The organism is Rathayibacter sp. PhB127, from assembly GCF_003751665.1.
GTDB lineage: Bacteria > Actinomycetota > Actinomycetes > Actinomycetales > Microbacteriaceae > Rathayibacter > Rathayibacter festucae.
Map to the genome: position 1 here is coordinate 149,691 of NZ_RKHW01000004.1, position 20,933 is coordinate 170,623.

The window sequence follows — 20,933 nt, forward strand, 5'->3', positions numbered from 1 at the left end:
AACGGGACGTCTCGGCGAGCGCACCTACGCCGGGGCCCCGATCGTCGAGTCCTCGTAGTCCTCCGTGAGGCCGTGGGGCGTCTTCTCCCACTTGTGCGGGCTGAAGACGATCTGCCAGGCCGCGCGCCAGGCCGAGATGGAGTGCAGCACCCAGTAGACGGGGTTCAGGATCGCGAACGCCGCGACCCGCCAGTTGTAGCGCTTCCACGCCGCGATCCCCGAGACGACGATCATCAGCGTGTTCGAGAAGAGCATGTTCGTCGTCCCCGCGACGATCAGCCACTCCGGCAGATCCAGCCCGAGGAACTGCACGCCGATGTAGGTGATCACGGTGAAGCCGAGCACCAGCGGGTAGAGCAGGAAGGCGACCGGCGTCCCCATGATCAGCGCCACCAGGCTCAGCGAGCCGAGCACCCCGTTCACCTTGAACCAGCGGATCGGGTGCCGCGTGTTCACTCCCGCGGTCATCATGTAGCCCTTGATCCAGCGGGTGCGCTGCTTGATCCACGCAGGGACCTCGGCGCACGCCTCCTCCCAGGTGTTGGAGTCGACGACGCCCACGCGGTAGCCGTGCGCGGCCACGCGCAGGCCGAGGTCGGCGTCCTCCGTGACGTTGTACGGGTCCCAGGCGCCGAGCTCGCGCAGCACGCGCGTCTCGAAGTGGTTCGAGGTGCCGCCGAGCGGGATCGGCAGGTGCGACTGGTCGAGCCCCGGCAGCATCGCACCGAACCAGTGCGCGTACTCGACCGCGAACATCCGGGTGAGCACGTTGTAGTCGGCGTTGAAGTAGCTCAGCGCCCCCTGCAGGCAGACGAGCTGCTTCTGCTCCGGATCCACGTGCTCGCGCTCGAACGCGTCCTCGCGGAACAGCCGCACGCACTTGCGCAGCTGGTCGGGGTCGGGCCGGTCCTCGGCGTCGTAGATCACCACGAACTCGCCGCGGGCGAAGCTGAGCCCGTAGTTGCAGGCGCGCGGCTTGGTCTGCGGGCCGCCCGGGGGCACGATCACCATCCGCACGTACTCCGGCGGGCTCATCCGGCGCACCGCGGAGATCGTCTCGTCGTCGTCGGCCTCGAGCAGCACCAGCACCTCGAGCTTGGCCTTCGGGTAGTCGAGGGCGCCGAGGTTCACCAGCAGCTTGCTGATGATGTTGGCCTCTTTGTAGGCGGGGATCAGGATCGTGTAGATCGGCAGCTCGTCGTCCGTCATCCGCGGCGGCGAGACGTCCAGCCCGCGGCGGCCGCGCTCGAGCGCCACCTCCTCCTCCCACGCGCGCACCGAGCTCTGGTTGAGCGGCGCGCGCAGGCCGGCCAGCGCCTTGAAGGCGATGTTCATCAGGAAGAGCAGGTTGGCCGAGGCGAGCACGATCACGAAGGTCAGGCTCGGCGCCAGCACCGCTCCGACGATCACGATCGCGGCGACGACGAGCGGAGTGATGACCTGCCAGCGGCGCAGCCCCGACTTGGCCGACTCGTCGCCGCTCTGCACCGCGAGCGAGTCGGCCGCGCCGAAGAGCAGCGCGGCGCGGCAGGCGCTCTCGACGGCCTGGAAGATGTCCCAGTCGGTCGTGGTGCGCACGGTGACCACGTCGACCTCGAGCATCTCCCGCGCCTCGGCGAGCATCGCCTCGGTCGGCGGCACGGAGGTCGCGATCACGCCGGTCCCGTCGGGCAGCACCCGCCAGGGCACCCAGCCCGCGCCGACCAGGGTGGAGGCGCCGATGCGGGCCAGCAGCGCGGCTCCCGGCGGCTCCTCGACCAGGTCGAGCATCGGCGCGTCCCACTGCTCCGCGAGCGCCCCGTACATCTCGCGCCGGGTGACGGCGCCGTCGATGACGAGGTGCCGGCCGAGCAGGCCGCCCTCGCGCGCCTGGCGGCGCAGCGCCTCGTCGAGCTGCTCGGCCGTGATCAGTCCGCGGGAGAGCAGGATCTCGCCCACGCGGGGCGTCGTCGTCGCCATGGTCAGCCTCCGAGCCGCTCGTAGATGACGTAGATCCCCTGCGCGAACACCGGCCGGTAGCGGGTGTCGAAGGAGGAGTCGCGGGTGATCGCGTCGTAGACGAGGTCGGCGACGCCGGTCTCGCTCAGCTCGGGGGCGTCCGCGGTGGTCACGAAGACCCACTTCGCGTGCGTGTACGGGGCGGCGAGCGCCTCGTCGAACAGCTCGCCGGCCGAGCGGTTGTAGTACTCGGCGAGCGGCACGCCGATCTCGGGCAGCAGCGCGTTGCCGGCCGCGCTCTCGTCGATCAGGATGCCGCCGCCGTCGTAGTTCTCGCTCAGGAACCGGGCCGCGGCGGTCGCACCCGACGCCTCCTTGATCGAGACGTAGCCGGTCGCCTCCGCGATCACCGCGTTGCGGTCCAGGTCCTGCACCCACCAGGCCGTCTGCGCGCCGAGCAGCACCAGCACGAGGCCGAGCGCGCCCGCGCCGATCCGGGGTACCCGCCGCAGCGCGTCGACCAGCACGGCACCGAGCACCGCGAGGAACGGCAGCACCGACAGCGCGTAGCGGTTGTTCCACCAGTTGGTCGGCAGGGTCTGGTCGTTGTTCATGTGCGTCTGGCCGAGGTAGAGGCTCAGCAGCGAGAAGGCGTAGGAGACGATCATCAGCCAGATCACGAGGGCGTCGTCCGAGATCCCGCGCCGCCAGGCCAGCACCAGCGCACCGGCCAGGCCGAGCGCGACCGTCAGCAGGCCCGAGGTCTCGAGGACCGCCCAGTTGTACGACCAGAGCGTGAGCCCCGCGTTGCCCTGGTAGGCGAGCAGCCCCGCGTCGGCGACCGCCTTCTGCAGGTTCGCGGCCGAGTACTGGCCGTTCATGAACTCGAGCGGGTTGCTGTAGACCGCGAAGTTGTAGACCAGCCACCAGACGATCGCGATCAGCGGCAGGATCCCGAAGGCGCTCGCCATCTTGATCGCGTAGACGAAGGACCGCTTCTTCCGCCAGGCGACGATCAGCACCACGAACGTGCCGCCGAAGACGAGCACCCAGCCCTCGTAGCGCGAGAGCGTCGCGGCCGCGGCGGGCAGGCCGGAGAAGACCATCATCTCGCCGGCGCTGAGGTTGCGCCGGCTGGTGACCCAGTGCGCCAGCCCGGAGAAGCAGCCGACCATCGTGACGATCAGCACCGGCTCCGTCATCGCCGTCGAGAAGGCGTAGAGCACGCCGGGATTCGCCAGCACCAGGAGCACCGCGGTGAGGCGGCCGGCGCGCAGGTGGCCCACCCGCGCCGAGATCCGGTAGACGCCGCAGGCCGTGCCGGCCAGGCAGATCATCCCGAGCAGCCCGGCCGCCCAGCCCGTGTGCCAGAGCCAGAGCGACTGCACGAACGGGATCAGGATCAGGCTCGGCACCGGCAGCCAGACCGTGCCGAGCTGGGTGAAGCCGGGCGCCTTCGAGTCGAAGATGCGCCGCGAGATCGAGAGGTGGCTCTGGGTGTCCGCGTAGGCGAGGTTGATCCCGGAGGAGGTGGTCACCAGGCAGGCCGCGAAGCCCACCAGCAGCGAGACCACCAGGATCACGACCGTGCCGGGCACCTGCCGCCCGGTGACCGGCCGGCCGAGGCGCTCCCACGCCTCCCGCCACCAGGGGAGCCGGGCGGGCGCGCCGGCCACCGGCGGCGGGGCGGCGATCGTGCTGGTCATCCGCTCGGTCAGTCGGTCGAGGAGTGGCGCGCGGCGGGGTGGTCGCCCTCCGCGGCCGGCGCGGAGGCGGGCGCAGCGGCGGAGTCGGCGGCCGCGGGCTCGCCGGCCGCCCGCTCCTGCGCGTCGACGTAGGCGGCGACCTTCCGCGACCGGCGGCGGCGCGCCAGCCAGCCGAGGAGGATCAGCACGCCGATCACCACGACCGCGATCACGAACCAGATCGCGTAGGAGGAGTAGTCGTCCTTCACCTCGTCCTGCGGGGTGATCTCGTTGCTGTCGATCGCGACCGGGTCGGACTCGGTCGAACCGGAGACCGCGAGGTTCCCGGACAGCGAGGTCCAGCCCTCCTCCGCGGCCCAGCCGGCGATCGAGGACTGCAGCCCGGAGGACGCCGTCGCGTCGCCGTCGGCGCTCCAGCCGCCCAGCAGCACGATGTCGCGGCCGTCGGTGGTGAAGGCCTCGAGGGCCGCGTAGGGCGCCTCGGTGCCGACGCCGTAGCTGAGGCGCGAGGCGTCGATCGCGGTGAAGGAGGCGAGGCGCAGCGGCGTCTTCAGCGCCTCGGCCTCGTCGGTCCCCGCGCCGACGACGACCCCGGAGCGGTCCGAGTCGACGAACTCGTCGACGCTCACGACCGAGACGGCGAGGGGGTCGGCGTCGACCCGCTGCAGCGCGGTGACGAGGTCGCCGGCGCTGCGCAGCGCGTCGGCGCCGCTCGCGGAGCCGCCGAACGCGACGGCGAGCTCGCCGCCGAACGCCTGCGGGAAGCGGCCGAAGCCGGGCGCCGCGGACTCGCCGCGGACGCCGGTGACACTCGAGCCCGCGCCGTCGACGAAGAACTCGATCGGCACGGAGTCGGCCGAGCCGATGCAGGCGCCGTCGCTCTCGCGCACGGCCGAGAGCGTCACCGAGAGGCCGTTGGACGCACTGAGCTGCCCGGTCGGCACCGGCAGCGTCATCGCGACGTCGGTGTCCTGGCCCAGCACCGTCGAGCCGATCAGGAAGTCGTTCCAGTAGACGTTCGCGGTCGCGGTGATCCCCGCGGGGACGGCGGAGTGCGTGCCGACCAGGTCCAGCTCGACGCTCGAGACCGGCCCGCCGAACGCGGACTGCGTGATGGTCGTGTAGCTCGTCGACGCCCCGGTGCTGCCGAGGGCGATGCGCTCGGTGCCGAAGTCGGCCAGCGTGTGCTCGAGCGAGCTCGAGGGGACGACCTTCTGCGCGAGACCGGTGGTGGTCGCGCTCGAGGCGAGGCCGGCGTACTCGCTGCCCAGCGCCGCGCCGGCCGCGGCGAGGTCCGCCTCCGCCCCGGTGAGGGTCAGCTCGGGCACGCCGCCGGCGTCGCCGATCGCGCTGACGACGTCGCCGTCCCCCGCCGCGAATCGCACGATGCGGCCCTGCGCAGCGTCCAGCGCCGGGCGGCCCTCGGTCGCGCTCTCCTCCGAGACGGTGATCGCGGTGCCGGAGGAGTAGCGCGAGGCGAGCGAGGCCGCCGCAGAGAGGCCCGCGGCGCGCAGGGCGTCGTCGGCGCCGTCGGGCACGACGATCGAGACGCCGGTGACCGCGTCCGGGAAGAAGTCGCCGACGGTGGTCGGCGCGGTCGGGGTGCCGTCGACGACGACACCCAGGCCGGAGACGCTCAGCACCTCGCTCCCGACCTCGCAGAGCGCGCCGCCCGAGTCGCCGGAGCCGCCGAGCTGGAAGCCGACCGCGAGCACGCCGTCCACGACGTCGGAGGCCTGGACCGGCGCGTCGATCGCGGTCGCGGTGGCGGCGTCGAGCGTCTGCACGACCCGGCCCGACACGATGACCGAGAGCGTGCCGGTGAGCGGCTCGAGCGGAGCGAGCGACGCGATCACCCGGGTCGGCACGACCCCGTCGGCGACCGGGACGGTGACGAACTGCGGCTCGGAGCCGGCCGAGACCGAGACGACGGCGTCGCTCTCGAGCCCCTGGACGACGCCGCCGGTGGCCGGATCGACGAGGTCGGCGGCGGACGCGGAGGTCGCGCCGCCGAGGACGAGACCGAGGCAGAGCACCGGGGCGAGGACCGGGACGAGGGCGCGTCGAGGCAGGAGCGGAGAAGCCATGGGGCGGGGTTCCGATCGGCATACGGGAGTCCGGGAGGTCCGGCGCTCGAGGATGGAGAGTGGAACGGTCGTGCACGAAAGCTCGGCGGAGAACCGCGGAAGTGCGGGGGAAACGCCCCGTTCTCGCGTCAGTCTAGGCAGTCGCCGACACCCGAACCGGTGGTGAGCAATCGGTGCTCCGCCCCCGTCCGAGTGTCAGGCCGGCCGTAGACGAATCCCTGCACATCGGTCACTCCGAGCTCGCGCAGCACCGCGACCGTCTCCTCGTCCTCCGCCCCCTCGACGATCATCCGCACCCCGACCGCGACCGCGAACGACTGCATCGCCCGGACGATCTCGCGCTGGCGCAGCTCGGTCGTCAGGTCGGCGATCAGGGCGCGGTCGAGCTTCACGACGTCGAGGGGGAACGTCGCCACGGCGAGCGCCGAGGAGCCCTCCGTGCCGAAGTCGTCCAGCGCCAGCAGCACACCCGCGTCGCGCAGGAGCTGGGCCTGCGCGCGCAGCTCGTCCGTCGCCGCCGCGAGCGACCCCTCGCTGAGCTCGAGGCAGAACCGCAGGCCCGGGAAGCGCTCGGGCACGGCGGCGAAGTACGGGCCGAGCCGCTCGGCGGCGAGCTGCTCCAGGTCCGCGTTGACGCTCATGCACTCCACTCCGGCGCCGGAGTCGCGGAAGCAGGCGGCGGCGGACATCGCCTTCTCCACCACCTGCACGGTCAGCTCGTCGAGCAGGCCGGCGTGCCGCACCGTCCGGATCAGCAGGGACGGGTCGATCCGCCCGAGCACCGGGTCCTCCAGCCGCACGAGCGCCTCGTAGGCCCAGATCCGGTCGGTGCCGAGATCGACGACGGGCTGGAAGGCGAGGTCGAGGGTGCGGTCGCGGAGGGCGCGCGACGCCACCTCGCGCACCGGATCGGTCAGCACCGAGGTGACGTCGAGGCTGCTCGAGCGCCCGCGGCCGCTGCGGCCCCGCCCGCGCTTGAGCGCGAGCATGCTGCGGTCGGCCTCGATGACGATGGTCGTCGGGTCCGTCTCCTCGTGCGCCGAGAACGCCACGCCGACGGTCACCACCGGGGCGAGGGTGTCGCCGTCGACGGTCGCCGGCTCGCTCACCCGCTCGACCAGGGCCTGCGCCCGCCGGCGCGCGTCCTCGGCCGAGTCGAGTCCGCGCAGCACCAGCGCGAACTCGTCGCCGCCGACCCGCGCGGCGACTCCGCCCTCGTCGGCCACCTCCGCGAGCCGCTCCCCGACCAGGCGCAGCATCTTGTCGCCGACGTGGTGCCCGCGGCCGTCGTTGAGGTCCTTGAAGTCGTCCAGGTCGAGGAAGAGCACCGCGATGCCCTCGAACGGCCGCCGCTCGCGGTTGGCGACGGCGAGCGCCGACTGGAACACCCGCTGGTTCGGCAGCCCGGTCAGCGCGTCGTGGTCCACGGAGCGCCGCAGCGACTCGACGTCGTGGCGGGTGCTCAGCGTGTCCGCGCCCATGTGCGCGAGGGCGTCGAGGATCTGCTCGTCGTCGTCGTTGAAGGGGATCGCGCTCACCCGCTTCGACGCGACGACGTACCGGGTCCGGCCGTCGGGCAGGAGCATGGCGGAGGCGATCTCCCGCCCGGAGGCGGGCTCGTCGCGCACCTCGATCGCGTCCGCCTCGATCGAGGTCAGCGCGTGGCGGACGATCTTCCGCTCCGCCTGCTCCACGGTCCCCCAGGGCAGCGCGAGTGCCGCGTCGAGCACGCCGGCGAGCCGGCGCCGCACGCCGCGCACCTCGATCCGCTTCGCCACGCCGAAGACCAGCGCGCCGACCACCAGGACGACCATCGGGCTCTGCTCGATGGCGGGGTCCCCGGCCATCGCCGGCACGACCACGGCGTCGAGGAACCAGACGGCCGTGCTCAGCAGCCAGACCAGGAGGAGGTAGAAGCCGACCCGCTTGGGCGACAGGGCGCCGAAGCCCCGCTCCCACTGCATCCCCCAGCGGCCGCGCTGGCGGAGGAGGTCGACGAGCAGGATGACCGCGAGGAAGAGCGCGCTCGCCGCGAGCAGCGCGATCGGCGGCGTCAGCACGGCCCTCCCCGCCTGGAAGACGGTGACGTAGAGGAGCGCGGCGAGGGACCCCAGTCCCGTGACGTAGCCCGCGACCGCGAGGTTCCGTGTCTGCAGCAGCTGGGTCACCAGGCTCGCCGCCGTCCAGACGCCGAGCAGGCGGAACGGGTCGGCCTCCGGCTGCATGATCACGAGGAGGGTGACCGTCAGGCCGGCGACCGGCATGCCCGAGCGGCGGCCGAGAGCGATCCGGAAGGCCGCGGTGAGGGCGACGGCCACGCCGAACGCGGCGACGAACGCCCAGCTGACCGGCGGCGTGATGATCAGCAGGGCCGTCGCGCGGGCGATGAGCAGGAGCGCGAAGAGGCTCAGCACGCCCGCGATCGCCAGATCGAGGAGGCTCAGCTCACGCGTACGGGGCATGGTGGCATGCTAGGCCGTGGGTCGTTCCGCGCCGCCTCCGCCGGACTGTCGACGATCCCTGCGGCCCCAACGCCCCACTTCGGAGGTCGGCGCCGCCTCCTCGACCCGTCGACTGTGAGCGGATGCCCCCTCTCACCGCACTGACCGCCGACCTCACCCGTCGCAGTCTCCTCGCCTCCCCCCTGGGCGCCGCCGCGGCCGGCACCGCCCCCTCCGACCCCGTCCTGCACTCCGAGATCGCCTCCCCGGGCGGAGTCGCCGGCCTCGACTCCACCGCCACCGTCCCCGTCGCGCAGCTGCCCGAGGCGGTGCGCACCGTCTCCGGCGAGCGCCCCGTCGCGAAGGGCGAGCTCGTCTACAACGTCCAGGACTACGGCGCGACCGGCGACGGCAGCACCGACGACCTGCCCGCCATCGACGCCGCGATCGACGCGGCCGTCGCCAGCTACGGCGGTGTCGTGTACTTCCCGCGCGGCATCTACCGCATCGCCGGATCGATCGGCCGCGCCGAGGGCCTGGCGAGCATCGCCTTCCGCGGCGCGGGCGAGCTGTCCACACGGATCCGCTCGCTGACGAACGCCCCCGTCGTCACCGGCGCCTTCTCCGCCTGCCGCTTCGACAACCTGATCCTCGACGCGAACGGCCTCGGCTCGCCCTGCGTCTCCGCGCACCTGGACAAGACGGTGCTCGACTCGCTGCAGCTCTACGGCTGGACCGACTACGGCATGCGCCTGAACGACGGCACCTTCGGCGACCTCGGCCTGCTCAACCGCATCCAGCGCTGCAGCATCGACCAGTGCACCGGCACCGGCATCTGGACCGGCTACCGGATGATCGACTCCTGGATCGTGGAGAACAACATCGGCGCGAGCTACGCCGACCTCTCGATCGAGGGCGGCCCGATCCGGATCCTCGGCAACCACCTCGACGGCTCGCCGCAGATCAACATCGAGCTCCGCGGCAACCGCCGCATCACCATCGCGAACAACATCATGGAGGGGGCGCGCCGGCAGTCCCTCGTCTACACGATGCCGCCGTGGCTGACCGAGGACCTCGCGCAGATCCAGATCGTCGGCAACGCGATCAGCAACGGGGGCAAGGCCGCCGCGAACACCTACCCCGCCATCGCGATCCTCGGCGTCTCGCCGACCGCCCGCACCGTCGGCTTCAGCATCACCGGCAACATCTTCGCCTGCGAGGACGCCGGCTCCGGCTGGACCCACTGCGTCGAGGCCCTCAACGCCCGCGCCGTCTCCGTCCTCGGCAACCAGTGGGCGACCGGCCACGTCAACGCCAAGCCCGTCCGCGCCGTCGGCAGCACCGCCTACGAGGTCATCGGCAACCACGGCGACAACGCGGTGAAGACCACGTAGCCGCCGATCGAGCGGCTCCGCCGCCTGGGGGATGCTCGGCATGCCAGTCGAGCAGCCCCGTTGCATGCTGGTCGAGTAGCTCCGCAGGAGCGTATCGAGACCCACCGTCCCCACAACGCCGGATCTCGATACGCCCGCTCCGCGGCCTACTCGATCAGCATGAAGGGCCCCGCCCCTTGCCACGCGCGCCGAGCACCCGTGCCGGTCGAGCACCCCCTTCGCATGCCGGTCGAGTAGCCCCGCAGGGGCGTATCGAGACCCACCCACCCCCGAACCTCTGCCACCGTGTCCCCATGCCCCGTCTCGCCGCCGCCACCACCGCGCACGTCGACGCGATGCACCACCCGCGCCGCGAGCAGATCGAGCGCACGCGCGAGGCGGTCCTCGCCGCCGACGAGCGCCTGGTCGAGTCGGTGAAGTGGAACGCCCCGAGCTACGCGATCGGCGCCCACCTGGTGACCCTCCGCCTCCGCCCCGGCGACCGCGTCGAGGTGATCCTGCATCGCGGCGCCGCGCCCCTCGCCGGCCCGCCCCCTGCCGACGCGCTGTCCGACCCCGGCCACCGCCTCGACTGGCGCGCCCCCGACCGCGCCGTCCTGGCACTCGCCCCCGGCGAGGACCCGTCCTGGCTCACCCCCCTCGTCGCACAGTGGCTGGCGGCCGTCGCCCCGCACTGACCCGCTCGCCCCTCACCCGACCTCCGGCACGCGAAACCACCTCCGGCACGCCGGAACCGCCCGATCTCACGAGCCCGACCCCGTTCCACGAGCCGAACCCGACCCCCGGTCGACCCTCGGCACGCGGAACCGCCTCCGGCACGCGAGATCTACGCGACTCCGCGAGCCGAACCTCACTCCGCGAGCCGAACCGACGCCGCCCGACCTCCGGCACGCGCAACCACCTCCGGCACGCCGGAACCGCCCGATCCCGCGAGCCCGACCACATTCCACGAGCCGAACCCGACCCCGGTCGACCTCCGGCACGCGAATCCACCTCCGGCACGCCGGAACCGCCCGGTCCCGCGAGCCGAACCCGATCCCGCGAGCCCGAGGTCCCCCGAGCCGCTCACCCGCCCGCGCGTCAGCGCCAGGCCAGCGCCGACCGTTCGGCCCAGTACTCCCCCGGATCCTGCGCCGGCAGCCCCTCCGGCACCGCGCCGGCCCGCGCGCGCACGTTCTCCCGCAGCTGCGCCGGAGTCGCCGCCCCGCTGAGCACCAGGTCGGCCCACGACCGCCCGAGCGCCGCACCGAGCGCGACGTCCTCCGGCACCCCCGGCAGCCCCCGCAGCTCCGCCGGCGCCCGGTCGCCGACCAGCCGCCCGTTCGCGAGCGCCTCCTTGACCACCACGGTCCACCCCGCGCCGTGCGCCTCGGCGAGCGCCGCGCCGGCCGAGCGCTCGAGCAGGTTCCACGTCGTCTGCACCGTGCTGAACGGCGAGTCCGGGATCGCCAGGGCGAGCCGGATCGTCCGCGCCTGCTCCGGCCCGCTCGTCGACAGCCCGACCGCGACGCCCGACCCGGCGAGCCCGCGCAGCCGATCCAGCAGCTCGCGGTCGACGAGCGCCGGGCTCTCCGGAGTGATCGAGTGCACGAGGTACCGGTCCGGCGCGCTGCCCAGCGCCGCGAGCGTCGCCGACCACTGGCGCTCGAGCATCGCGACCGAGTGCTCCTTGCGCTCGTGCACCGCCGCGTCCATCGCCCAGTCGCCGACGTACTCGTAGCCCCACTTCGACTCGACCGTCAGCTCCCCGCGCCGCTCCGGATGCTCCGCCAGCCACCCGCCGAGGAACTCCTCGGCGCGTCCGTACGACCGGGCCACGTCGAAGAAGCGGACACCGAGGTCCCACGCGGTGTCGAGCAGCTCGTGCGACCGCGCGCGGAGGGCGTCGACGCTGCGCCCCTCCGGCGGCCCGAGATCGCCGTCGCGCCCGGCGGTGATGTAGGCCGGTCGCCCGACGGCGGCCAGGCCGAGGCCGAGGCGGGGAGTGCGGGATGCCATGGTGCTCGTTCCGTCCGGGGGTGCCTCCACCGTAGCCACCGCCCGCGCACACCGCCCGCGCACCCCGCCCGCCCCGCTACCGTCGAGCGGGTGACCACCGCCGACCGCCGCACCCTCGACCGCAGCATCCTGCGGCTCGCCGTGCCCGCGCTCGGGGCGCTGATCGCCGAGCCGCTGTTCCTGCTCACCGACTCCGCCCTCGTCGGCCACCTCGGCGCGGTGCCGCTCGCCGGCCTCGCCCTCGGCGGCGCGGTGCTGCAGACGATCGTCGGCCTGATGGTCTTCCTCGCCTACAGCACCACTCCCCGGGTCGGCCGCGCGCTCGGCGAGGGCGACGAGCGCCGCGCGGTCGCGGCCGGGATCGACGGCGGCTGGCTCGCGCTCGCCCTCGGCGCGGTCATCGCGGTCGCCGGAGCCCTCGCCGCTCCCGCCCTGATCGGCCTCTTCGGCGCGGAGCCCGCGGTCGCCGACGCGGGCGTCCGCTACCTCTCGGTGAGCATGGCCGGCATCCCCGCGATGCTCGGCGTCTTCGCCCTCACCGGACTGCTCCGCGGCTTCCAGGACACCCGCACTCCGCTGATCATCGCGGGCGGCGGATTCGCGGTGAACGCGGCCCTGAACGCCGTGCTGATCTACCCCGCCGGCCTGGGGATAACCGGGTCCGCCCTGGGGACGGTCATCGCCCAGTGGGGCATGTTCGGCGCCTACGCGGTGATCGCCCTGCGGCTCGCCCGCCGCGTCGGAGCGCCGCTGCGCCCGCACCCGGCCGGGCTGCGCGCCTCCGCCGGCTCGGGCGGCTGGCTGCTGCTGCGCACCGCCTCGCTGCGCGCCGCCATCCTGCTCGCGGTCGCGGTCGCCGGCTCGCTCGGCGCCGAGGAGCTCGGCGCGTTCCAGGTCGCGATGACGCTGTTCTCCACGGTCGCCTTCGCCCTCGACGCCGTCGCGATCGCGGCGCAGGCGCTGCTCGGCCGCCTCCTCGGCGAGGGCGACCCCGCACGGGCCCGAGCGGTCGCGAAACGCTGTGTGACCTGGGGAATCGGCGCGGGGGTCGCCCTCGGAGCGGTCATCGTCGCGACCAGCGGAGTGCTCCCGTTCGTCTTCTCGAGCGACCCCGAGGTCCTCCGCCTGCTCCCCGCCGCCCTCGTCGTGGTCGGCCTGACGGCTCCTCTCGGCGGCTTCGTGTTCGTCCTGGACGGCGTGCTGATCGGCGCCGGCGACGGCCGCTACCTCGCCCTGAGCGGCCTCGTGAACCTCGCCGCCCTCGCCCCGCTGGCCCTCCTCGCGCCCCTCGCACCCGAGGACTGGCGCCTCCTGGCCCTCTGGATCGCCTACGCCGCGGGCTTCCTCGGCGCCCGCGCGCTCACCCTCGGCCTCCGCTTCCGCGGCGACGTCTGGCTCCGCTGACCCTCGAACGAAGTTTCGAACACCCTGTGCACAACCCTGTGGACAACTCCCGGCGCTCCCCCTCCGCGAGATGCCACTTATGAGCACGACACGCCGCAGAATCCGCTCATAAGTGGCATCTCGCGGGAGGGGTCAGCGCGGGTCAGCGGGGCGGTGCGCTCGTGGTGCCGCGGTGGAAGACGGAGGTGAAGCGCACGGGCTCGGCCTCGTCGCCGGCGATCAGCGCGAGGACGGCGCGGGCCGCGGCCCGGCCCTTCTCCACCGCGGGCTGCGCCATCGTCGTCAGGTCGTACTCGGCCGCGAGCCCCGGCACCTGCACCCCGTCGAAGCCGACCACCGACACGTCGGCCGGCACCCGCAGTCCGAGCTGCTCGGCCGCGAGGATCACCCCGGCCGCCAGCAGATCGCTCTGCGCGATCACGGCCGTCGGCGGCCGGGCGGCATCGAGCAGCACCCGCCCGGCGGCGACCCCCTCGTCGACCGTGCTCGCCCCCGCCGCCACGACCTCCGGATCGCCGAACACGTCCCGCGCCCCCAGCAGCCGCTCGACCGCCGTGATGCTCGGGCTCGCGCGCCAGTCGGCCGGGATCGGCCCGCGCCGGCGGTCCTTCGCGAACGGCAGCGAGACGACGGCGACGCGCTCGTGCCCGAGCTCCCGCAGATGCTCGGCCAGCGTCCGGGTCGCCTCCCGGTTGTCGAGCGAGACGACGGCGGTCCCCAGATCGGAGACCCCCTCGACCACCACGACCGGCACGCCGCGCCGCCGCAGCACCGCCACGGAGTCGTCGACGGAGGGACTGCAGCCGACCAGGATCATCGCGTCCACCGGCGCCGTCGCCAGCAGCCCCGAGCCGCCCTCGGTCTCGGTGAGCAGCAGGATCCCCGCATCGGCCCCGCCGAGCACGTCCGCGATGCCGTCGAGCATCGCGATCTTGATCGGGTCGCGGAAGGCGTGCAGCACCCGCTCGTCGACGACGACCCCGACGATGCCCGAGCGTCCGCGCCGGAGCGACTGCGCGCGCGGATCCGGCCCGGCGTAGTCGAGCTCGGCGGCGGCCAGCAGCACCCGCTCGCGGGTCGCGGCCGCGACGGGTCCGGAGCCGCTGAACACGAGCGACGCCGTCGACGGCGACACCCCGGCCCGGCTCGCGACCCGCGCGAGGGTCGGGCGCGACGTCGGCGCTCCGCCGCTCTTCGACTCCACGGCCTTGCTCGACTCCACGGTGCTCCTCGTCCCCGACCCGGAGGGCCGGCGCCCGGCGACCCGTCCTTGACCGGTCCCGGCGTTCCGGATAGCTTAGACCGGCCCGCATCGAATCGATTCGATTCCCCTCGATCAGGCCCCACGACCGCCCCGCGATCAGCCAGGACCCCGCATGCCCTCGACCACCGCCCTCAGCCGCCCGCAGCTCGTCGCGTGGCGCAACGCCGTCTTCACGATCTTCGTGCTGAGCGGCCTCTCGATCGCGACCTGGGTCTCGCGCACTCCCGCCATCCGCGACGAGCTGCAGCTCCCCACCTCCGGCGTGGGCCTCCTGATCCTCTCGATGTCGATCGGCGCGATCGTCGGCCTCAGCCTCTCCACCGCGATCATGTCGGCGCTGGGCGCCCGCCGCGGCATGGTCGCCGGACTCGTCGTCTGCTCCTCCGGACTCGCGCTCCTGGGCCTCGCGGCGGACGCGTTCGGCGCACTCCCCCTCGCCTTCGCGGGCATGGTCCTGCTGGGCTTCGGCAACGGCGCGGTCGACGTGATGATGAACGTCGAGGGCTCCGCGAACGAGAAGGCCTTCGGCAAGACCCTGCTCCCGCTCTTCCACGCCTTCTTCAGCCTCGGCACCGTCCTCGGCGCGATCCTCGGCGCCGCCGCCTCCGCGCTCGCCGTGCCGGTGGCCGCGCACCTCTCGGGCGTCGCCGTCGTCGTGGTGATCACCGTCTCCGTCGCGATCCGCTTCATCCCCGTGCGCGACGAGCTCGACACCTCCGGGGTCGCCGTCGTCGCGAAGGCGCCGGTCCGCGAGCGCGTCGCCGCCTCGCTCGGCGTCTGGCGCGACCGCCGCCTGGTGCTGATCGGCCTGATCATGCTGGGCATGGCCTTCGCGGAGGGATCGGCCAACGACTGGCTGACCCTCGCGATGGTGGACGGCCACGGCACCGACAAGACCACCGCCGCCGTCGTCTTCGGCGTCTTCGTCGCGGCGATGACCGTCGGCCGGGTGCTCGGCGGCCCCGTGCTCGACCGCTTCGGCCGCGTGCCGGTGCTCCGCGCGTCCGCCGGGCTGGCGATCGTCGGCATCCTGCTCTTCATCCTCGCTCCGGTCGACGGCCTCGTGATCGCCGGAGCGGTCGCGTGGGGCCTGGGCTGCTCGCTCGGCTTCCCGGTCGGCATGTCCGCCGCGGCCGAGGGCCCGCACTCGGCGGCCCGGGTCAGCGCCGTCGCGATGCTCGGCTACGTCGCCTTCCTGGTCGGCCCGCCCGCGATCGGCTTCCTCGGCGAGCACTTCGGCCTCCTCAACGCGCTCTTCCTGGTGCTCGCCCTCGTCGTCCTCGCCGGTCTCGCCTCACCCGCCGCCCGCCCGCAGAAGGAGCCCGCCGAGCGCGTGCAGGACGGCGCGCGCGCATGAGCGCCCCGGGCCTCGAGCCCTGCCGCGTCGCCGTCGTCACCGGGGCGAACCACGGCATCGGCACCGCGATCGCCGAGCGCCTCGCCGCCGACGGTCTGGCCGTGCTGGTCGCCTTCCTCGCCGAGGATCTGCCGGAGTACGAGCCGGAGCGCCAGCGTCTCGCCCACCGCACCGACGGCGAGCAGGTCGCCGATCGGATCCGCGCCGCGGGTGGCCGCGCCCGCGCCGTCTCCGCCGACCTGCGCGACGCCGCCTCCGCCGCCCTGCTCCTCGACGCCGCGGAGGAGTCGCTCGGCCCGGTCGACGTCCTCGTGCACAACGCCACCGGCTCCGTCATCGACACCTTCCGCACCCGCCCGAACGACTGGATGGGCCGCCCCCAGCGCCGCGTCGACGCCGCGAGCATCGACCGGGTGCTCGACATCGACGCCCGCGCCGGTGCACTGCTGATCGCCGAGCTCGCCGAGCGGCTGGAGCGCCGCGGCGGCCACGGCGGCCGGATCGTCACGCTCACCTCGGGCGGCGAGCGCGGCTTCCCCGGCGAGGTCTCCTACGGCGCCGCCAAGGCCGCGCTGGTGAACTACACGATCTCCGCCTCGCTCGAGCTCAGCCCGCTCGGCGTCACCGCCAACGCGGTCCACCCGCCCGTCACCGACACCGGCTGGGTCACCGACGACGTCCACGCCGCCGTCGCCGCGAACGACGCCTTCTTCGACGTCGCCCGCCCCGACGAGGTCGCCGACCTCGTCTCCTACCTCGTCTCCCCCGCCGGCCGCCGCGTCACCGGCAACGTCCTCCGCATGGCCTGACCCGCTTCGACCCCGCAGGGGCCCCCTTCATGCTGGTCGAGTAGCCCCGCAGGGGCGTATCGAGACCCACCCGTCCGACCGCCCCCGACCACCGCCGTCTATCCTCGACGGGTGCGTCTCGTCATCGCGCGCTGCTCCGTCGACTACACCGGCCGTCTCAGCGCCCACCTCCCCCTCGCCACCCGACTGCTGCTGGTCAAGGCCGACGGCAGCGTCCTCGTGCACTCCGACGGCGGCTCCTACAAGCCGCTGAACTGGATGAGCCCCCCGTGCATCCTCAGCACCGGCGAGCCCGACGAGGACGCCCGCGCGGCCGGCGTCCACGAGCAGTGGACGGTCACGCACCGCAAGACCGGCGACGCCCTCGTCGTCTCGATCCACGAGGTCCTGCACGATTCCGCGCACGAGCTCGGCGTCGATCCCGGCCTGATCAAGGACGGCGTCGAGGCGCACCTGCAGCGCCTCCTGGCCGAGCAGATCGATCTGCTCGGCGAGGGCCACACCCTCGTCCGGCGCGAGTACATGACGGCGATCGGACCGGTCGACATCCTCGCCCGCGATTCGAGCGGCGCCTCCGTGGCGGTCGAGATCAAGCGCCGCGGAGAGATCGACGGCGTCGAGCAGCTGACCCGCTATCTCGAGCTGATGAATCGCGATCCGCACCTCTCCCCGGTCACCGGAGTCTTCGCGGCGCAGGAGATCAAGCCGCAGGCGAGGACCCTCGCGCAGGACCGCGGCATCCGCTGCGTCGTGCTCGACTACGAGTCGATGCGCGGCGTCGACGATTCGCACACCCGCCTCTTCTAGCGCTCGCGTCCCCCTTTCCAGGGGCTCTGCGAGAATCCACGAGCGGTCGTGGAGAACAGCACGCGAAAGGCCCCGTCGACGGATCGACGGGGCCTTTCGACGATGCGGGCGCGACCTCTCGGTGCGCCCGGCGCGGCTCTACTTGTGAGCGGCGGCGTATGCCGCCTGGACCTCGGCGGGGATGCGACCGCGGTCGGACACCTGGTGTCCGTTGGCGTTCGCCCACTCGCGGACGGCCTTGAGCTGCTTGGGGTCGCTCTTCGACGCCGAGGCGACCGACGTGGCGGCAGCGGGGCGCGAGCCGACGCGGCGGCCGTTCGAGACGAACTTCTCGAGCACGGAGTGCAGCTCGGCGATGTTGTCCGGACCGAGGTCGATCTCGTAGTTGGCTCCGTCGATGCTGAAGCGGACGGTGCCGCCGTCCCCGGAGTCGATAGGGGTTCCGTCGATATCGTCGACAAGCGTGATCTTCTGGGCCACTTTTCCTCCTGGATGTCACTGACAGGAGGAGACATTACCCCTTCTTGTCGGCGGTCGAGCACTTATCGGCGCCATTCGCCCGATTCTCTGTCGTCATCTGCGCCGATACTCAGGATAAGCGTCGCAATCCGCCTGAGAATCGGCTCATCTCTCCGGCATCCGTCGTATAGCGCACTCGGACATCGAATGCGCGCGATTGTCGCGATGGATTCGAGAGATGGCGCGAACCCGGATACCGTGAAGACATGCCACGGAGGAACGGACCCCCTGCCCGCCCGTCGCGACCCGGCCCGTACCGCAACACCGCGGCGCGCGAAGCGCTCGAGGCGCTGGTCGCCGACGCGACCGCGGAGGGGGTCGAGCGCCTCCTCGCCGCCTGCCTCGAGGGCTCGCTCGTCGTCGATGTGACCGGCTCGCAGCCCGGTGGCGTGCCGCACGTGCGCGTGGTCGCGACGACCACCGGCGAGCAGGTGCTCCCTCTGTTCACCTCGACCGACGAGCTGCGCGCCGCCGTCCCCCGGCAGCAGCACCCGCGCGTGCAGATGCTGGTCCTGCCCGGCCGCGAGGCGTTCGCGCTGATCCGCACCGCCGACTTCGTCGCCGTCCAGCTCGACGCCGGCTCGATCGCCCAGGTCGTCACCCGGTCGTTCATCGAGCAGTCCCTCGACGCCCCGGCACCGTAGAGTGTTCCCCCCGACGGGGCACACCGCCGGGATCACGACGTCCCTCCGAGGGCAGGAGCCCGCCATGTCCGACACCACTCTCGCGCCCGACGCGCAGCCCGGCATCGCAGCGACCTGGAGCTGCATCCTCTTCGACCTCGACGGCACGATCACCGATTCGGCGCCCGGCATCACCGGCACCCTCGTGGACACCTTCGTCGAGCTCGGCCGCCCGGTGCCCACCCCCGTCGAGCTGCTCGCCTACGTCGGACCGCCGCTGCTCGACGCCTTCCGCGAGCTCGGCGGGATGAGCGTCGACGAGGCGCAGGCCGCCCTCGTCGTCTACCGCCGCCGCTACAACGCGGGCGGTCTCTTCGACTCCAGCGTCTACCCCGGTCTGCCGGAGCTCCTGGCGGGCATCGCCGCCGCGGGCATCCCGCTGTCGCTCGCCACCTCGAAGCCGGAGTCCGCCGCGCGCCGGGTCCTCGAGCACTACGGCCTCGCGCAGTACTTCACGATCATCTGCGGCGCCTCCGAGGACGAGGTCCGCAGCGCCAAGGCGGACGTCGTCGAGGAGGCGCTGCGCCGCCTCCGCGAGATCGGCGTCGACCTCTCCACGCCGGTCATGGTCGGCGACCGCGAGCACGACGTGCACGGCGCCGCCGCGCACGGGGTGCCGACGATCATGGTCGAGTGGGGCTACGGCTCCCCGCTCGAGGCGGTCGGCACCATCGCGGTGGCCTCGGGCGCGGGCGAGCTGCGAGCGCTCCTGCTGCCCTGAGGCCGGGCGCCCTTCCCGTCCTGCGCCCCGTACGATGAGGGCATGACTGGTCTGGGCGTCGTCCTCTCTTTCGTGCTCTTCCTCGGCGGCATCCTGGTGCTCGGCAACTCGTTCCTGCTGCCCGACCTGGCCGGGTTCCTCTTCTTCGGCGGGATCCTGATGATCTCGGCGTCGCTCGCGCTCGCCTTCCACCTGCTGCCGAAGTCGGAGTAGCGGCCGGCGCCTCGCCGGCAGCCGGAGCGGCCCCGGGCGACCGGCCGGCGACCGCCCCGGCGTCGGCGCTCAGCCCAGGGAGTTCGCGTCGAGGTTGATGACGTTGCCGATGTAGACCGCCTCGCCTGCCCCCGCGACCCCGGGGTTCATCCGCAGCAGCTGCTGCACGGGGATCCCGAAGCGCTGGGCGATGTCGAAGAACGAGTCGCCCGCGACCACGGTGTAGGTGATGATCTCCCCCGCGCCGTTCGTGGCCGGCTCGCCGGTCGCTCCCGGGACCGCGCCGTTGTCGACGGCGAAGGCCGTCTCCGGGATCACCGGCACGTCGTTCGGAGTGAAGGTGACGGTCGCCTCCGGCACCGGCACGAAGACCGTGGCGGTCGACTGCGGGAGCGCGGCCGTGACGGTCGGATCAGGCGTCGGCGTCGCGGTGGCGAAGACCGTCACCGTGGGCGCCGGAGTCGGCGCAGAGCAGCCGGTGAGCACCCCCGCGGCCACCAGCGCGAGCAGTGCGCCTCCCAGAACTCGTGCGCGCATGTGCTCCCCCTCGTCGCGCCCACCCCCGGGCGCACGGATCCACCCTAGGAGACGCGCGGGGCGGGAGGTCGCCGGACGCCGCCGGGAGCGGATCCGCGGCGCGGGTCAGGCGTGCGGCTCGGGCAGCAGGCGCAGCCCGCCGCCGCCGTTCGCCGCGTCCATCAGCACCTCGACCCAGGACGGGTTGATCGTGGGCTGGCGGCTGCCGGCGAAGTGGAACTGCAGCGCGATGTTCGGGTTCATCCAGAACGAGTGGCGGCCGCGAGCACCCTCGGGCATCGAGTCGAGGGTGAGGCTGAAGCGCTCGTCGCGCCGGAACTTCGCGTAGACGACGATCTGCAGGTGCGCGAGGGTCCGGTCCTCGATCTCGATCACGGCCGGCGGTGTGCCGTAGAGGAATTGACCCATGCCGCCAGCCTATCCCTAGTCCGGCTCTTTACTAGAAGGTCTAGCTACTTCCCGGGTTCGTCGTCCGCCGTGGCGTCGGCGTCGATCTCGTCGACCGCGGCACCCATCCGTCGGAGGAAGTTGACGACGACCTCGGCCTCGCCGGCATCGAGGTCCTCCGCGATCTCGAGCATCCGGCGGTGCATCTCCTGCAGCGTCTCGCGGACCTCCTGGTCGCTGTCGACCGTCGCCTCGACGACGATGCCGCGGCGGTCGCTCGGGTGGGGCTTCCGCACCAGGTGCCCGCTGCGGACGAGCCGATCGATCAGCACGGTGGTCGACGCGGAGGAGATCGAGAGGTGCGCGGCGAGGTCCTTGGCGCTGACGAGGTCGCCCTCCCGCTGGCGCCGCAGCAGGAACTGGATCGCGATCAGGTCGGTCTCGCCCATCGCCATCTTCTCGCGCGTGCGGCGGCGCATCGCCACCTCGGAGACGCGGTACCCGCGCATCGCGCTGAGCACCTCGACGGCACGACGCGTCGAGGACTCGTCCGGGTACCAGTAGCCGGCGCCGCCCCGGACCGTCGTCTCGCTCATCCGGCCATCCTAGACTCGCGTGCAATCAGACCGTCTAGCGACCGGGGGCCGGTGCCGGCGGCCCGCCCGCCT

The 20,933-nt window shown here is 73.0% G+C and carries 19 protein-coding genes; 9 read left to right on the top strand and 10 right to left on the bottom strand.

Features of this window, described 5'->3' with window-relative positions; translation table 11 throughout:
- Positions 1-24: 24 nt before the first annotated feature.
- The 4 genes from EDF22_RS17200 to EDF22_RS17215 form a co-directional block, all read right to left on the bottom strand.
- Positions 25-1,959 carry a glycosyltransferase gene (locus EDF22_RS17200; RefSeq protein WP_123706075.1) on the bottom strand — a complete coding sequence of 645 codons (1,935 nt, stop codon included), beginning with the start codon at positions 1,957-1,959 and terminating at the stop codon, positions 25-27.
- Positions 1,960-1,961: 2 nt separating this feature from the next.
- A complete protein-coding gene (locus tag EDF22_RS17205; protein WP_123706076.1) occupies positions 1,962-3,644 on the bottom strand; it encodes a glycosyltransferase family 39 protein in 1,683 nt (560 codons plus the stop codon).
- Positions 3,645-3,652: 8 nt separating this feature from the next.
- Entirely contained in the window at positions 3,653-5,731 is a 2,079-nt protein-coding gene (locus EDF22_RS20950) for a hypothetical protein (protein ID WP_185039067.1), read from the bottom strand.
- Between the two features lie 128 nt (positions 5,732-5,859).
- Positions 5,860-8,193 (bottom strand): bifunctional diguanylate cyclase/phosphodiesterase, encoded by a 2,334-nt coding sequence (locus EDF22_RS17215; RefSeq protein WP_123706077.1) that lies wholly within the window; start codon positions 8,191-8,193, stop codon positions 5,860-5,862.
- A gap of 122 nt (positions 8,194-8,315) precedes the next feature.
- Here EDF22_RS17215 and EDF22_RS17220 point away from each other — a divergent pair, with 122 nt between their 5' ends.
- Positions 8,316-9,566: a glycosyl hydrolase family 28-related protein gene (locus EDF22_RS17220; RefSeq protein WP_123706078.1), complete on the top strand. Its 1,251-nt coding sequence runs from the start codon at positions 8,316-8,318 to the stop codon at positions 9,564-9,566.
- Between the two features lie 293 nt (positions 9,567-9,859).
- Positions 9,860-10,243, top strand: a complete 384-nt coding sequence (locus EDF22_RS17225) for a DUF1801 domain-containing protein (protein ID WP_123706079.1) — start codon at positions 9,860-9,862, stop codon at positions 10,241-10,243.
- A gap of 403 nt (positions 10,244-10,646) precedes the next feature.
- Here the strand turns inward: EDF22_RS17225 and EDF22_RS17230 are convergent, their stop codons facing one another.
- Positions 10,647-11,564 carry an aldo/keto reductase gene (locus EDF22_RS17230; RefSeq protein WP_123706080.1) on the bottom strand — a complete coding sequence of 306 codons (918 nt, stop codon included), beginning with the start codon at positions 11,562-11,564 and terminating at the stop codon, positions 10,647-10,649.
- A 90-nt stretch (positions 11,565-11,654) separates the two neighbouring features.
- Here EDF22_RS17230 and EDF22_RS17235 point away from each other — a divergent pair, with 90 nt between their 5' ends.
- A complete protein-coding gene (locus EDF22_RS17235; RefSeq protein ID WP_260303527.1) occupies positions 11,655-12,968 on the top strand; it encodes an MATE family efflux transporter in 1,314 nt (437 codons plus the stop codon).
- 142 nt (positions 12,969-13,110) lie between these two features.
- Here the strand turns inward: EDF22_RS17235 and EDF22_RS17240 are convergent, their stop codons facing one another.
- On the bottom strand, positions 13,111-14,190 hold the full coding sequence (locus tag EDF22_RS17240; RefSeq protein WP_260303528.1) for a LacI family DNA-binding transcriptional regulator: 1,080 nt from the start codon (positions 14,188-14,190) through the stop codon (positions 13,111-13,113).
- Positions 14,191-14,344: 154 nt separating this feature from the next.
- Between EDF22_RS17240 and EDF22_RS17245 the strand changes: the two genes are divergently transcribed.
- The 3 genes from EDF22_RS17245 to nucS all read left to right on the top strand — a co-directional run bounded on the left by EDF22_RS17245 (position 14,345) and on the right by nucS (position 17,205).
- On the top strand, positions 14,345-15,589 hold the full coding sequence (locus tag EDF22_RS17245) for a sugar MFS transporter (RefSeq protein ID WP_123706081.1): 1,245 nt from the start codon (positions 14,345-14,347) through the stop codon (positions 15,587-15,589).
- Entirely contained in the window at positions 15,586-16,398 is an 813-nt protein-coding gene (locus tag EDF22_RS17250; RefSeq protein ID WP_123706082.1) for an SDR family NAD(P)-dependent oxidoreductase, read from the top strand. The genes EDF22_RS17245 and EDF22_RS17250 overlap by 4 nt, the downstream gene beginning before the upstream one ends.
- A 111-nt stretch (positions 16,399-16,509) precedes the next feature.
- On the top strand, positions 16,510-17,205 hold the full coding sequence (gene nucS, locus EDF22_RS17255; protein ID WP_123706083.1) for an endonuclease NucS: 696 nt from the start codon (positions 16,510-16,512) through the stop codon (positions 17,203-17,205).
- 138 nt (positions 17,206-17,343) lie between these two features.
- Here nucS and EDF22_RS17260 read toward each other — a convergent pair whose 3' ends face one another.
- Positions 17,344-17,685: an Lsr2 family protein gene (locus EDF22_RS17260; RefSeq protein ID WP_123447211.1), complete on the bottom strand. Its 342-nt coding sequence runs from the start codon at positions 17,683-17,685 to the stop codon at positions 17,344-17,346.
- 245 nt (positions 17,686-17,930) lie between these two features.
- On the opposite strand from EDF22_RS17260, the gene EDF22_RS17265 reads away from it, so the two are divergent.
- From EDF22_RS17265 to EDF22_RS20955, 3 genes are all read left to right on the top strand, one after another.
- Positions 17,931-18,368 (top strand): SseB family protein, encoded by a 438-nt coding sequence (locus EDF22_RS17265; RefSeq protein ID WP_123706084.1) that lies wholly within the window; start codon positions 17,931-17,933, stop codon positions 18,366-18,368.
- A gap of 64 nt (positions 18,369-18,432) precedes the next feature.
- Positions 18,433-19,128, top strand: coding sequence for an HAD hydrolase-like protein (locus EDF22_RS17270; protein WP_123706085.1), 696 nt, complete (start codon positions 18,433-18,435; stop codon positions 19,126-19,128).
- Positions 19,129-19,170: 42 nt separating this feature from the next.
- Entirely contained in the window at positions 19,171-19,341 is a 171-nt protein-coding gene (locus tag EDF22_RS20955; RefSeq protein ID WP_164874567.1) for a hypothetical protein, read from the top strand.
- Positions 19,342-19,410: 69 nt separating this feature from the next.
- Here the strand turns inward: EDF22_RS20955 and EDF22_RS17275 are convergent, their stop codons facing one another.
- The 3 genes from EDF22_RS17275 to EDF22_RS17285 all read right to left on the bottom strand — a co-directional run bounded on the left by EDF22_RS17275 (position 19,411) and on the right by EDF22_RS17285 (position 20,861).
- Positions 19,411-19,878, bottom strand: a complete 468-nt coding sequence (locus EDF22_RS17275; RefSeq protein WP_123706086.1) for a LysM domain-containing protein — start codon at positions 19,876-19,878, stop codon at positions 19,411-19,413.
- A 105-nt stretch (positions 19,879-19,983) separates the two neighbouring features.
- The gene (locus EDF22_RS17280; protein ID WP_123447216.1) at positions 19,984-20,286 is read right to left on the bottom strand and encodes an ATP-dependent DNA ligase; all 303 of its coding nucleotides are present in this window, start codon (positions 20,284-20,286) and stop codon (positions 19,984-19,986) included.
- Positions 20,287-20,330: 44 nt separating this feature from the next.
- Positions 20,331-20,861, bottom strand: coding sequence for a MarR family winged helix-turn-helix transcriptional regulator (locus tag EDF22_RS17285; RefSeq protein ID WP_123706087.1), 531 nt, complete (start codon positions 20,859-20,861; stop codon positions 20,331-20,333).
- Between the last annotated feature and the right edge of the window lie 72 nt (positions 20,862-20,933).